At 63.3% G+C, this 13270-nt stretch carries 7 protein-coding genes; 3 read left to right on the forward strand and 4 right to left on the reverse strand.

Annotated features, from left to right (window positions below; genetic code table 11):
- Positions 1–6 precede the first annotated feature (6 nt).
- From CRP40_RS03665 to glgA, 4 genes are read right to left on the reverse strand one after another with little or no spacing between them, the layout of a single operon-like run.
- Positions 7–2781 carry a malto-oligosyltrehalose synthase gene (locus tag CRP40_RS03665; protein WP_027916216.1) on the reverse strand — a complete coding sequence of 925 codons (2775 nt, stop codon included), beginning with the start codon at positions 2779–2781 and terminating at the stop codon, positions 7–9.
- A complete protein-coding gene (gene malQ, locus CRP40_RS03670; RefSeq protein ID WP_027916215.1) occupies positions 2778–4847 on the reverse strand; it encodes a 4-alpha-glucanotransferase in 2070 nt (689 codons plus the stop codon). The genes CRP40_RS03665 and malQ overlap by 4 nt, the downstream gene beginning before the upstream one ends.
- Complete coding sequence (gene treZ, locus CRP40_RS03675) at positions 4844–6598, reverse strand: malto-oligosyltrehalose trehalohydrolase (protein WP_027916214.1); 1755 nt, start codon at positions 6596–6598, stop codon at positions 4844–4846. The genes malQ and treZ overlap by 4 nt, the downstream gene beginning before the upstream one ends.
- A 13-nt stretch (positions 6599–6611) precedes the next feature.
- On the reverse strand, positions 6612–8171 hold the full coding sequence (gene glgA / locus CRP40_RS03680; RefSeq protein WP_027916213.1) for a glycogen synthase GlgA: 1560 nt from the start codon (positions 8169–8171) through the stop codon (positions 6612–6614).
- A gap of 662 nt (positions 8172–8833) precedes the next feature.
- Between glgA and gnd the strand changes: the two genes are divergently transcribed.
- The 3 genes from gnd to CRP40_RS03695 all read left to right on the forward strand — a co-directional run bounded on the left by gnd (position 8834) and on the right by CRP40_RS03695 (position 13207).
- A complete protein-coding gene (gene gnd / locus CRP40_RS03685) occupies positions 8834–9817 on the forward strand; it encodes a phosphogluconate dehydrogenase (NAD(+)-dependent, decarboxylating) (protein ID WP_027916212.1) in 984 nt (327 codons plus the stop codon).
- Positions 9814–11322 carry a glucose-6-phosphate dehydrogenase gene (gene zwf / locus CRP40_RS03690; RefSeq protein ID WP_027916211.1) on the forward strand — a complete coding sequence of 503 codons (1509 nt, stop codon included), beginning with the start codon at positions 9814–9816 and terminating at the stop codon, positions 11320–11322. The genes gnd and zwf overlap by 4 nt, the downstream gene beginning before the upstream one ends.
- 91 nt (positions 11323–11413) lie before the next feature.
- Positions 11414–13207, forward strand: a complete 1794-nt coding sequence (locus tag CRP40_RS03695) for a glycoside hydrolase family 15 protein (RefSeq protein WP_027916210.1) — start codon at positions 11414–11416, stop codon at positions 13205–13207.
- Positions 13208–13270: the final 63 nt, after the last annotated feature.

Here is a 13270-nt window from a genome sequence, read left to right on the forward strand (position 1 = left end):
TGAATGCTAGTTATCTTCGATCAACAGATTGACTGGAAAGTCCGACAGCACAGCACAAACCATCAACTCTCTTACAGGGCTGACAACGGCCCCGCCGAAAAGTCCAGTCGAATTGGCAGGTGAGAAGTCGAACGGCAATATGACCCGGGTATCTTCCCAGTTCTGGGCAGGCACGTGAGGGCTCTGCGCAGCCCCCAGCAGCTCGCTGGTCAGGCGCGGCGCGACGATGACGGCGCGTTGGGTATCGCCCAGGCGGGCGAAGGCGACGATCTTGTCGGCATGGCGTCCCTTGACGGTCAATGGCAGGTAGCTGCCCCGGCGGAACAGCTCTGGGTTGGCCATGCGGCAGTCCAGTACGCGGGCCACCAGCGCCTGCTTGACCCGGCCGTCGTGCCAGTGGCTTAGCAACGCGTCGAGCGGCGCGGCCTCTGCCAAGGTGCTGCGTCGAGCGGGGTAGTCGACGGGTCGGCGGTTGTCCGGGTCCACCAGGCTGAAGTCCCAGTATTCGTTGCCCTGATAGAGATCAGGCACCCCCGGCACGGTCATGCGCATGAACGCCTGCACCAGGCTGTTGAGCGCTCCCGGGCAACTGATCAGCTGCGCCGCATCGGCGATGGAGGTACGCAGGGGCAGGGCATCGGCCTCCAGCAGCAACCCTTCCAGATAGCGAGCACAGCCCTTTTCGTAGGCTTCGTTGGGTGCGTTCCAACTGCTGCGCAGCTTGGCCTCGCGCAACGCCTTCTGTTGCCACTGACCGACACGTTCGGCGAACTGCTTCAAGCCTTGGGCGTCATCGACGGCCAAGCCCAAGGGCCAGGTGCCCAGCAGGGTCTGGAGCAGCAGCATTTCATCCCCAGGGCTCGGCGCCATGCCATCTTCCAGCTGTGCGCGCAACGGCGCTGCCAGCTCGCGCCAGTGCGCCATGCGGCTGGCCAGCCAGGGGCCGCGTTCGCTCAGCACAGCCAGGCGAGCGCGTGTGTCTTCACCGCGCTTGTGGTCGTGGGTGGCGGTAGCCAGCAGGTTGTCCGGGAAGTCCCGCAGGCGTCGCTGGGCCTCGTTGTGGAAGTGCTCAAGCGGTGCGCTGAAGCGTTCGGCTTCAAAGCCCACATCGTTGCGCGAGAGCAACCTCGCGCTGCGGTAGAACGCGGTATCTTCGACGGCCTTGGCCGCGCTGGGGGCGGTTAATTGCTGGAAGCGTACGCAGGCGTGGCGCAGTTGCTTGCGGGTACGACCCGGTGGCAGCTGGCGCCAGCCTTCGCCGCCCAGCCATTTTTCCAGTTGCTCGAGCAATGGCCAGTCGGCCTCGCTCAGGTCCTGGCGCGCATCGGCTAGGGCTTGCTGGAAGAATGCCTCGTCCTCGGCCGGGCGGCCGCAGGCATTGAAGTAAGTGCGGTAAACCGGGTAGTGCGCCACCAGTGCCTGCAAGGCGCGACGAATGGCGCCCAAGGACAGATCGCGGGTCATCAGGTCGTTTCGCGCGACTTGCAGCAGGGCTTGCGCCACCGACTCGCAATCACCTGCCAGGCTGGCGTTGAGCACCAGATGGCGCGCCAGGCGTACTTCTTCAGTGAACGCGGGGCGCTCGCTGACCGTCGACCACAGTTCGGTCAGCGGGGCCTCACCGGCCGGATCGTGCTGCAACAACGACACCTGGTTCATGAACTCGTAGCCGGTGGTGCCATCGGTGAGCCAGTCGCGGTGCAGATGCTCATCGACGCCGAGGATCTTCTCGACGTAGATGGGGAAGTGCTCCACGTCAGCGTCCAGCGGGCGGCTGGCCATCAGGCTGTCCACGCGCCGGCGCAGCTTGCGGCAATAACCGCGTGGGTCTGCCAGGCCGTCGATGTGGTCGATGCGCAGGCCATCGACCAGGCCGCGTTCGATCAACTCGAACAGCTTGGCGTGGGTGGCTTCGAACACCACCGGGCGCTCGACCCGCAAACCGCCCAGCTCATTGATGTCGAAAAAGCGCCGCCAGTTGATGTCGTCGGCAGCGGTGCGCCAGCTGGCCAGGCGGTAGGTCTGGCGTTCCAGCAGCAGGTGCAGGCGCTTGAAGCCGGCCTCGCTGCGGCTGTCGAATGCCACCAGGGCCGACGCCAGGTCGGCGCCTTCGCGCACGCGACGAGCCAGTTCGGCCTGCAGCGGTGCGGCATCGTCAAGCGGGGTGGCCGACTCGGCCAGGGCAGTGAACTGTTCGGCCAGGCTGGTCAGCGTCGGGTCAGCGCTTAGCGCCAGCACCCAGCCGTAGTCGACCGGGCAGATCGGGAAGCGGTGCTCATAATGAGCGATTTGTAGCACCCCATGGTCGGCGTCGAATTCCAGGGGAATCTGGCCTTCTTTTAGTGCTACCCCGTAATCGCTGCCCAGGAACGGCAGCAGCAATTGACCGGCCAGTAGCGGGTCGGTGGAATGCCACTGGATATCGAAGAACTCCGCATATGGGCTGCGACGGCCCCATGCCAACAAACTCTGCCACCAGGGATTGTCGGCGCCGCCTACGGCCATGTGGTTGGACACGGTGTCCACGATCAGGCCCATGCCGTGCTGGCGCAGCGCCTTGACCAGGCGCTCCAGGGCCGCTTCGCCGCCCAGTTCCGGGTTGACCTGCGTGGGATCGACGACGTCGTAACCGTGGCGTGAACCTGCTCGGGCCTTGAGTATCGGCGAGGCGTACATGTGGCTGATGCCCAGTTGAGCAAAGTAGGGGACCAGCGGTAGAGCATGGTCTAAGGTAAAGTCGCTGTGGAACTGCAGGCGCAGGGTCGCAGTGAGCGGTTTCATCGGTCGCGCTCCCACGCCTGCTCGCGCGCTTGCGCCAACACTTCCAGGCGCCGTGCGGCATCCTCGTTGTCAAGCATGTGGCTTGCCAGTTCGGCAAAACGGCGGCGCCAGTTGGGATGCCCTTCGGTGGTGCCGGGCATGTTCGGCTGTTCTTCCAGACCCAGCAGGTCTTCAAGCGGGACCAGCACCAGCGGAGCTTTGGTGTAGCCTACATAACCAATAGCGGCATCGATCACGGCAGTGTCGTCCTTCAGCGGGCCATAGTGGGTTTCAAGCGTGCGGCGCAAGCCTTCGTGTTCTTTGCGGCGGTCATCGCGCCATTGCTGTTCGGTGGACTCATCAATCAGGCCCAGTCGCCGGCTCCACTCCACGTCCCGGTTTTGCAACCAACCCGCCACGGTCGCCAGGTCATGGGTGCCGGTGGTTGCCAAGGCATCGTCGGGCCACTGAAGCTGAGGGGTGAACTGGCCTCGGGGCGCCTGCTCGAAGGGCAGCACGCGCATGCCCAGGATGTTTTTCTGCGCCAAGGCCTCGCGTAGCCCGTCCGGAACCGTGCCCAGGTCTTCACCCAGGATGATTGCACCGTGGCGGCTGGATTCGAGCGCCAGCAAGCGCAGCATGTCTTCGAGCGGGTAATACAGGTAGGCGCCTTCATTGGGCTTGCCACCACGCGGGATCAGCCAAAGCCGTTGCAAACCCATCACATGATCGATGCGCAGGCCACCGGCATGGGCCAGGTTGGCACGCAGCATCTCGATGAACGCGCGATAGCCGTTGCGCTTGAGCCCTTCGGGAGAGAACCCGCAGATGCCCCAGTCCTGGCCTGAGCGATTGAGGATGTCAGGTGGCGCGCCAACGGTGAGGTTGGCCAGCAGTTCGTCCTGACGGCTCCAGGCTTGGCTGCCGGCGCCATCGGCGCCAACGGCGAGGTCGGCAATCAGGCCGACTACCATGCCGCTGCCTTTGGCTGCCTCTTGAGCGCGCTGCAGGCTGCGCTCGGTCAGCCATTGGCAGAATGCGTGAAACTCTACCCTGGCCGGATAACTTTCGGCCAAGGCGCGGACTTCGGTTCCGAAGGGGTCGCGCCACGCCTCTGGCCAGTTGCGCCAATCAGCCCCATGGCCTTTGTCGACCGCCTCGGCTTGCAGCACTTCAAAACGGCAATGGTGCTCCAGTGCCTCGCCTGCGGCCTGGCGATAGCTCTCGAAATCGGCGCGTTGCGGGTGATCGCCTTGGCTGAAGTGCTGGTAGAGCGCGTCCAGCAGCTTGTAGCGCGCATCGGCTGCGCGCGGCCAGTCCACCAAAGCCGCTTGCTCGAGCGAGGTCAGGGTCTGTTCCAGGTGGCAGGCCTCGACCGCCAGGCGCACGGTGCGTTCACCCAGAATGGCCGCCGGGCTTGCGTAAAGCGTATTGAGCAGCAGCCTGCTCGAAGGCGAGTAGGGGCTGTAATGTTGTTGATCGAAGGCCGACAAAGCATGGATAGGGCTGATCGCCACCGCATCGGCGCCCCGTTCGGCCGCACTGCGTACCAGCTGCTCGAGGGCCATGCAGTCACCGTAACCACCATCGCCGGGGCGGCGCAGGCTGTAGAGCTGCGCCGACAAGCCCCAGCAGCGCGCAGGTGCCGCCTCGACCAGGTCATGCAACGACGGGCAACCAGGCGGTGCGACCGCGAGCGTAAAGCGATGCTGCGCCACTTCCAGTTGGTGATAGCCGACTGGAAAATCACCTGGCAGGCAAGCCTGGGCATCAAGCTGCAAGTCGATGTGACTGCCATCTTCCAACTGACCACACACCGGGGCCTGCGCTGGGAAATACCGCGAGAGGTCGAGCGGCTTGCCCTGGTCGGCAGTGAGCAGGGGCGGGACGTGCTGGGCGTCATCGCTGTGCTCAAGCCTGGATAGACTGTCTTGTAGTTGCGCGTCGTCGCCAGCCGGATGGCCCAGGGCTTCGAGGAGTTTGCGCAGTACCTCGTCGGTCACTTGCTGCGGTTTGTTGTTGGCATCCACCCAGTTTCGGGCAAGGCCCGCCCGTTGAGCGAGCCGGTGAAGCAGGGAATCGCTCATGGCATCTCCTGGTTTGGGGGTAGCAGGGTGACCACACAGCTGAAGGGCGAAAGCGTCGAGCCGGCGTGCGCCTTGTCGCCGCTGTCGAAAAGGCAGGTGCCTGCAGGCGCAGCCGCCAGGTGCTGCGCCTGGTCGCCCAGGTTCAGGTCGATGCGCAAGGTACTGCCATCCCCCAGCTGCCAGCGTGCAGTCAGCGCCTTGTCAGCCAATACCTCGGCGCCCAGGGAACGGGTGCCAGGCAGGCGCGGGACCAGGTGCTGGCGGCGCGTAGTGAGCAGCTGCTGGTACAGCCCATGCCAGCCGGCAATCACATCCTGCGGGTCAGGCCTGGAGGCGTGGAACGTCTGCTCGGCGTTCGGGTCGGGAATACGCGCACGCTTTTCGGGGTCGGCGAAGGCGGCAAAATGCTCGAATTCACCGCGCCGGCCTTCGCGCACCGCGTCGGCGAGCTCATCATGAAAGTCGGTGAAGAACAGGAAGGGTGCACGGCTGCCGTCGTCATCGCCCATGAACAGCAAAGGAATCATCGGACTCAGCAACAGTAGCCCGGTTGCCGCGCGCAGGGCCGCGGGCGATGTCAGCCGGGTTAGACGCTCGCCCATGGCGCGGTTGCCGATCTGGTCATGGTTCTGCAGAAACAGCACGAAGGCGCTTGGCGGCAGGTGGCCGCTGGGTTCGCCGCGTGGTTCGCCATGGCGGTTGAGCTGGCCCTGGAAGACGAAGCCCTCGCCAAGGCAGCGCGCCAGCTTGCCGATCGGGTCATCCTTGTAGTCTTCGTAGTAGCCTTCGGTTTCATCGGTCAGCAACACGTGAAGCGCATTGTGGCCATCGTCGTTCCACTGTGCGTCGAAGCCTTGTTCGAGCAAGAACGCCTGGTTGTGCTCGTTTTCCAGCACCAGCCACACGTGTCGGCCCGGCTCGACGGCCTCGCGCACACGCTTGGCCAGTTCCTTGAGGAAGTCAGGCTGATCGATGGCATGCACCGCATCCAGACGCAATCCGTCGATCCGGTAATCGCAGATCCACATCAGGGCGTTCTGGATGAAATATTCACGCACCTCGGGCCGGCGGAAGTCGATGGCGGCACCCCAGGGGGTCTGACGGTCTTCACGAAAGAACGAGCTGGCGTACTCATGCAGGAAGTTGCCATCGGGGCCGAAGTGGTTGTAGACCACATCGAGCATCACCATCAGCCCGTGGCCATGCGCCTGGTCCACCAGGCTGCACAGTTGCTCGGGTGTACCGTAGTTGTGCTGCGCTGCATAAGGCAGCACGCCGTCGTACCCCCAGTTGCGGGTGCCCGGGAATTGGCTGATCGGCATCAATTCAATGGCGGTAATGCCGGTCGAGGCAATACGGTGCAAATGGCTCGACACACCTTCATAGCCACCCAGTACGCCCACATGCAGCTCCTGGATCACCGCCTCGTGCCAGGGGCGGCCTTGCCAGGGGTGCTGCCAGGTGTAGCCGGCCAGGTCCACGACTTGGCTGGGGCCGTGGACGCCCTCGGGTTGAAAGCGCGATGCGGGGTCGGCAACGCGAAGCTCGCCATTGATGCAGTAGCGGTACAGGTCCCCTGGCTTGGCAGGGGCGGTGCCAATGAACCATCCATCGTCATCGTCATCGTCATCGGGAACGAGGTCGACGGCGTCCTGGTGCTGCAATTCCAAACTCACGCTGCGCGCGTCGGGTGCCCAGAGGGCGAAGCGCGCCGACGTGGCGTCCTCAACATGTGCGCCATGCCTTTGCATCTTCGACCTCTCTTCAGTAATGAGCCAATTGGGCTTGCTTGACCAGGTCTTCGTACAAGCGTGCGTAGGGTTCCACCGCTTGGCACCAGTTGAATGGCTGGGTCATGGACAGGCAACGCATGGCATTGAGCAGGTCTTTCTTCTGGTAGATGTAGAACGCCCGGCTGAGCGCCTCGCGGTAGCTTTCTACCGTCGACTCGTCGAACAGGAAACCTGTTACGCCGTTCTCGATGGTATCGGCCAGCCCGCCGGTCTTGCGTGCAACGGGCAGCGAGCCGAAGCGCTGAGCGTACATCTGGCTGAGGCCACATGGCTCGTAGCGCGAAGGCATCAGCAGGAAGTCGCTGCCAGCGAACATGCGGCGTGCGTCGGTTTCGTTGAAGCCGATGCGTACACCCACACGGCCGGGATGACGCAGGGCCAGTTCGCGCATGGCTTGCTCTTCTTCAGGCTCGCCACGACCAATGATTGCAATTTGGCCGCCTTGCTCGACGATGTACTCGGCAACGCCCAGGGTCAGGTCCAGCCCTTTCTGGTAGACCAGGCGCGAGACCACGGCGAACAGCGGGCCCTCGGAGGGGTCCAGCTGGAACAGCTCGCGCACTGCCTGTGCATTGCGCGCCTTGCCTTCCCAGTCGTTGATGCTGAAATTGTGCTGCAGGTGCTTGTCGGTCGCTGCATCCCAGCTTTCGTCGATGCCGTTCGGAATGCCGCCCAATAGCCCCTGTTGCGCCTTGCTGGCCAGGAAACCGTCCAGGCCGCAGCCGAATTCGGGGGTGGTGATTTCCTGGGCGTAGGTGGCACTGACCGTGGTGATATGGCTGGAGTAGGCCAGGCCAGCTTTCAGGAAGGAGAGCTTGCCGTAGAACTCCATGCCTTCCTGCTGCATGGCATGGTCGGGTATGGCCAGTTCCGGGCTGCAGCCACGGCTGTAGACACCCTGGTAGGCCAGGTTGTGAATGGTGAACAGGGTCGGGGTGCTCAAGCCGCGCCAGTGCATGTACGCAGGGGCCAGGCCCGCTGGCCAGTCATGGGCATGCACCATTTCCGGTTTCCAATGGATCATGCCTTCACCGGCTGCGATTTCTGCAGCCGCCAGGCCCAGGCGGGCGAAACGGATATGGTTGTCCGGCCAGTCGCGACCGTTTTCTGCTGCGTAAGGCGTGCCGGGACGCTGGTAGAGCTCTGGGCAGATCAACACGTAGATCACCAGCCCGTCGGGCAAGTCCATCCGGCCGATCTTGCAAGGGGGCAAGGCTGCATGGCCGCCCAGCTCACCGACGATGTGGATGGGGTTGTCGCTTTCCACCACCTGCGGGTAACCCGGGATCAGCACACGCACGTCGTGCAGGTGGGCAAGGGCGCGAGGCAACGCCGCGGAGACGTCGCCCAAACCACCGGTCTTCACCAGGTCAGCGATTTCCGAGGTGACGAAAAGGATCTTGCGTTTGTTCGGGTTGTTCTGGCGCTGGGCGCCAGGTGCCTTGCCTGTCTTGGCGAGCTCCGGGATGAGCGGTTCGCGGTGTTCCGATGTAAAGGTAGCTACTTGAGTCGCGACAGCGGCACTGATCATTCTTTCTCTCCGTCCCTAAGCTTGGCCGGGCACTGATAAACCGCGGCGGTCTTTCGTGTTGATTCTCTCTTTGCGAATTCTGCGTACTGCAATCCTTGCCCCCGAGTCGTGCGCACAGGCACAGCGCATTTGGCATTCCGGCCAAAAGGCGAGTGGACTGGTTGGGGTGGGCGGGCCGTGCGTGGGAATAACCCATTTCATCTGGCCTGCTTAGTTCCTGACCTGCCGGCTTTCCTTAAAGTTCGACTTTTTTTCCGTTGCTCTTCCAATGAGCAAATGGCGGGCCGGAACTTGAGTGTAGGCGAGAAATATTACAAATGTGACCGAACGGTCATTCCAGGCGGCCCCCGTGCTAGACGCAAACGTTGGCATCAACTCGCCGAGCACTCAGGGCGCTTTTATTGCACGCCGGCGAGAGGCGACGAGCGGCGCTGTGTGTATTGCTTTGCACCTTAACGGTGCGACCCGTGCTGTATGACGGGGCCTTGATTGATCGAGCGCTGTTAAATTGACTTGCGCACCCTGAATAGCAGATAGCGCGGCGTCTCGTCCCCAATAAACCAACATGAACATACCGCCCGTCGCTGAACCCTCATGCCGTCCACTGGACTAACCTGAAAGGCGAAACGTCGTCACTCATTCCAGAAGGGGAGCACCTGCTCATGCAATTGGGAATCGTCGGGCTGGGCCGCATGGGCGGCAACATCGCAAGGCGGCTTATGCTCGCTGGCCATCACACCGTGGTGCATGACCGCAACGCACAAGCCGTTACTGCTCTGGAGGGCGAAGGCAGCGTCGGGGCGGCTGACCTGGCTGCACTGGTCGAGAAACTCCAGGCGCCTCGTGCCGTCTGGGTCATGCTTCCCGCCGGGGCGCCTACCGAGCAGACCATTGCCCAGCTGGCTGACTTGCTGGAACCTGGCGATTCGATCATCGACGGTGGTAATACTTTCTACAAAGACGACATGCGCCGCGCCGCAGAACTGGCCCAGCGTGGGCTTCACTACCTGGATGTCGGTACCTCAGGCGGGGTATGGGGCCTGGAACGCGGTTACTGCATGATGATCGGCGGGGAAAAGGACGTGTTCGAACGTCTGGAGCCCCTGTTTGCAGCACTCGCACCCGGTGTCGGGGACATCCCGCGCACCCACGGACGCACCGGAGAACCACAGCGTGCCGAGCATGGCTATATCCATGCCGGCCCGCCGGGTGCCGGGCACTACGTGAAGATGGTGCACAACGGCATCGAATACGGCTTGATGCAGGCTTACGCCGAAGGCTTCGACCTGCTGCGCAGCAAAGGCGGTGACGAGCTGCCCGAGGACCAGCGCTTTGACCTGAACGTGGCCGAGATCGCCGAAGTGTGGCGTCGTGGCAGCGTGGTCACGTCCTGGCTGCTGGACCTGACCGCCGACGCGCTGGTGGCCGACCCTCAGTTGGCCCAGTTCAGCGGCTCGGTGTCGGACAGCGGGGAAGGGCGCTGGACCATCGACGCGGCCGTCGAGCAGGCAGTGCCAGTCCCGGTGCTGTCCAGTGCGCTGTTCGCGCGTTTCCGTTCGCGCCAGCAACAAGGCACGTATGGCGACAAGATTCTCTCGGCCATGCGCCTTGGGTTCGGTGGGCACGTTGAGAAGAAACCTGAATGAGCAAAAAACCGGCAACGCCCGCTGCTCCACCCTGCACCTTGTTCCTGTTCGGCGCCAATGGCGACCTGGTCAAGCGACTGCTGATGCCTGCGCTCTACAACCTCAGCCGTGATGGCCTGCTCGATCGGGACCTGCGCATCGTGGGTGTCGACCACAATGCTGTCAGCGCCGAGGAATTTGCTGAACGTTTGCATGCGTTCATGGCCGAGCGCGACAAAGGTGGCGAGGGTGCTCCAGCGAACCTGGACGAAAAGCTCTGGGCCAGCCTTGCCAAGCGCCTAGACTATCAGACCGGGGACTTTCTCGACGCGGCGACTTATGAGGCGATCGCCCAGCGCATCGACAAGACCAGCCATGGCAACGCCATTTTCTACCTGGCGACCTCCCCACGGTTCTTCCCCGAAGTGGCCAAGCGCCTCGGGGAAGCCGGGTTGCTGGACGAATCGGGCGGCGGGTTTCGCCGGGTGGTCATCGAGAAACCGTTCGGACACGACCTTGCCAGCGCCGAGGCGCTCAACGCCTGCCTGCTGAACGTGATGGGCGAGCGTCAGATTTACCGGATCGACCATTTCCTGGGCAAGGAAACCGTCCAGAACATCCTGGTCAGCCGTTTCTCCAACGGGCTGTTCGAGTCGTTCTGGAACAATCATTACATCGACCATGTGCAGATCACCGCCGCTGAAACCGTAGGGGTCGAAACCCGTGGTGCGTTCTATGACAGCACCGGTGCAATGCGCGACATGGTGCCCAATCATCTGTTCCAGCTGCTGGCGATGGTGGCCATGGAGCCGCCTGCAGCGTTTGCCGCCGACGCGGTTCGCGGGGAGAAAGCCAAGGTGATCGGCGCGATCCGCCCGTGGTCGACCAAGATGGCATTGAAGAACTCGGTTCGCGGCCAATATGTAGCCGGCACCGTGGGCGGGAAGCACGTGCCGGGTTACCGCCAGGAAAGCAAGGTGGAACCTGACAGCCAGACCGAAACGTTCGTGGCCATGAAGATCATGATCGACAACTGGCGCTGGGCCGGTGTGCCCTTTTACCTGCGCACCGGTAAGCGCATGAGCGTGCGCGATACGGAAATCGCCATCTGCTTCAAGCCGGCGCCGTATGCCCAGTTCCGAGAGTCCGCGTTGCAAAGGCCCAAGCCCAATTACCTGAAGATCCAGATCCAGCCCAACGAAGGCATGTGGTTCGACCTTCAGGCCAAGCGGCCAGGGCCGGAACTGGTGATGGAGAATGTCGAGCTGGGTTTCGCCTACAAAGACTTCTTCAAGATGACCCCGGCCACCGGTTACGAAACCTTGATCTACGACTGCCTGACAGGCGACCAGACGTTGTTTCAGCGTGCCGACAACATCGAGAACGGCTGGCGCGCCGTCCAGCCGTTTCTCGATGCCTGGGCCCAGGGCGGGGAAGTGCACGACTACGAGGCCGGCCAGGATGGCCCGGAGGCGGGCAACGAGCTGCTGGCCCGGGACAAGCGCGAGTGGCACCGGCTGGGTTGACGTTGCACCGTTTCGATCCGATCGCGTGGTGCCGGGCCTGTCCGCGAAAGCGGGTCCGGCACTACTGACGCACTGAATTCCAGGAGTATCGATGCCTGCCCATATTGAAGATTATGCCCTGCTGGGCAACTGCCGCAGTGCAGCCCTGGTTAGCAGCGACGGCTCGCTCGACTGGCTGTGCCTGCCGCGTTTCGATGCGCCAGCGGTATTCGCAGCCTTGCTGGGCAACGAGGAAAATGGCCGTTGGCGCCTGGCGCCCTCGGACCCTGTGACAGAGCGCACACGGCGCTACCTGGACGACACGCTGGTGCTTGAAACCGTCTGGGTCACGGCCTCGGGAAAGGCGCGGGTGCTGGATTTCATGCCCTTGGGTGACGAGAACGCGGTCGTGCGCATTGTCGAAGGGCTTTCGGGTCAGACCACGTTCGAAATGGACCTGGTGATGCGCTTTGACTACGGGCGCAGCGTCCCTTGGGTAGAGCGGCTCGACCCGCTGACCCTCAGCGCGGTAGCAGGCCCGGACCGCTTGATCCTGTCCTCGACCGTGGCCCCCCATGCTCGCGATCATCACACGGTGGCGCGTATGCGGGTAGGCGAGGGCGAGCGGCATGTGTTCAGCTTGCGTCATCACCCTTCGCACCTGGCGGTTCCCGCCGAACAGGACGTCGATGCCTGCCTCAAGGCCACCGTGGATCAGTGGCAGGCCTTTGCAGCCAAGTGCCCGGACGTGGGACCGTACACGGCCTTGGTCCGCCGCTCGCTGCTGGTGCTCAAGGCCATGACCTATGCGCCCACGGGCGGGATCGTGGCGGCGGTGACGACCTCGCTACCCGAGCGCGTGGGCGGTGAGCGTAACTGGGACTACCGCTTCTGCTGGCTGCGCGATGCCACCATGACCTTGCTGGCCTTCATGAACCTGGGGTACTTCGAAGAAGCCCAGGCCTGGCGTGAATGGCTGCTGCGTTCGGTGGCGGGCAACCCGGAGCAGATGCAGATCATGTACGGCCTGGCCGGTGAGCGTGACCTTCAGGAGTACACGTTGCCCTGGCTGGCCGGTTACGAGCACTCCCAGCCTGTGCGGGTGGGCAACGCAGCCGCCGCGCAAACACAGCTGGATATCTATGGTGAACTGGCCGACGCCATGAGCCAGGCAATCCGTGGTGGCCTGCCCAGGCATCCGCGCAGTGCCGCGATCAGCCGGGTGATCATGCCGTACCTGGAAAGCATCTGGCGTGAGCCTGATGAAGGCATCTGGGAAGTACGCGGTGGTCGGCAGCACTTCGTACACTCCAAGGTCATGGCCTGGGTGGCGTTCGACCGCGCTGCGGGGCTTGCCGAAACCACCGAGGAGGACCGTGAACGCGGCCTTCACTACCGGCAGGTCGCTGATCAGATCCACCGGGAAGTGTGCGAGCAGGGGCTCGATGCTCAGGGCCAGCACTTCGTGCAGGCCTACGGCTCTTGCGAGATGGATGCCAGCCTGCTGCACATCGCGTTGACCGGCTTCTTGCCGGCCCACGACCCGCGGTTTCTGCGAACCTTGGCCCAGATCGAAAAGCGCCTGTTGCACAACGGCCTGTTGCTGCGCTACGACACCGACAGCTGCACCGATGGCCTGACGGCAGGCGAGGGGACATTCCTGGTGTGCTCCTTCTGGCTGGCCGACGTGTACGTGCTGCTGGGACGCCAGGCCGAAGCGCACGCGCTGTATCAACGGCTGACCGAGCTGTGCAACGATGTGGGCCTGCTGGCCGAGCAGTACGATCCGGTAGGCAAGCGCATGCTGGGTAACTTCCCGCAGGCGTTCAGCCATATCGGCATCATCAATACCGCGCTCAACCTGCACCGTGCGCAATGCCCTGCGCGCGTGCGCGCCAGCGCCTGAAGCCTGGTAGCCGGCGCTTGCGCCGGCTCATGGTTTCGCTACGCAAGCGGAGTAGACTACGGA

Origin of the sequence: Pseudomonas sp. URMO17WK12:I9, from assembly GCF_900230165.1 — a bacterium.
GTDB lineage: Bacteria > Pseudomonadota > Gammaproteobacteria > Pseudomonadales > Pseudomonadaceae > Aquipseudomonas > Aquipseudomonas fulva.

Bases quoted from the DNA above. Each gene is read 5' to 3' on its own strand.
- CRP40_RS03665 (WP_027916216.1), bottom strand. From the start codon at position 2,781: ATGAAACCGCTCACTGCGACCCTGCGCCTGCAGTTCCACAGCGACTTT.
- treZ (WP_027916214.1), bottom strand. From the start codon at position 6,598: ATGCAAAGGCATGGCGCACATGTTGAGGACGCCACGTCGGCGCGCTTC.
- zwf (WP_027916211.1), top strand. From the start codon at position 9,814: ATGAGCAAAAAACCGGCAACGCCCGCTGCTCCACCCTGCACCTTGTTC.
- CRP40_RS03695 (WP_027916210.1), top strand. From the start codon at position 11,414: ATGCCTGCCCATATTGAAGATTATGCCCTGCTGGGCAACTGCCGCAGT.
- gnd (WP_027916212.1), top strand. From the start codon at position 8,834: ATGCAATTGGGAATCGTCGGGCTGGGCCGCATGGGCGGCAACATCGCA.
- malQ (WP_027916215.1), bottom strand. From the start codon at position 4,847: ATGAGCGATTCCCTGCTTCACCGGCTCGCTCAACGGGCGGGCCTTGCC.
- glgA (WP_027916213.1), bottom strand. From the start codon at position 8,171: ATGATCAGTGCCGCTGTCGCGACTCAAGTAGCTACCTTTACATCGGAA.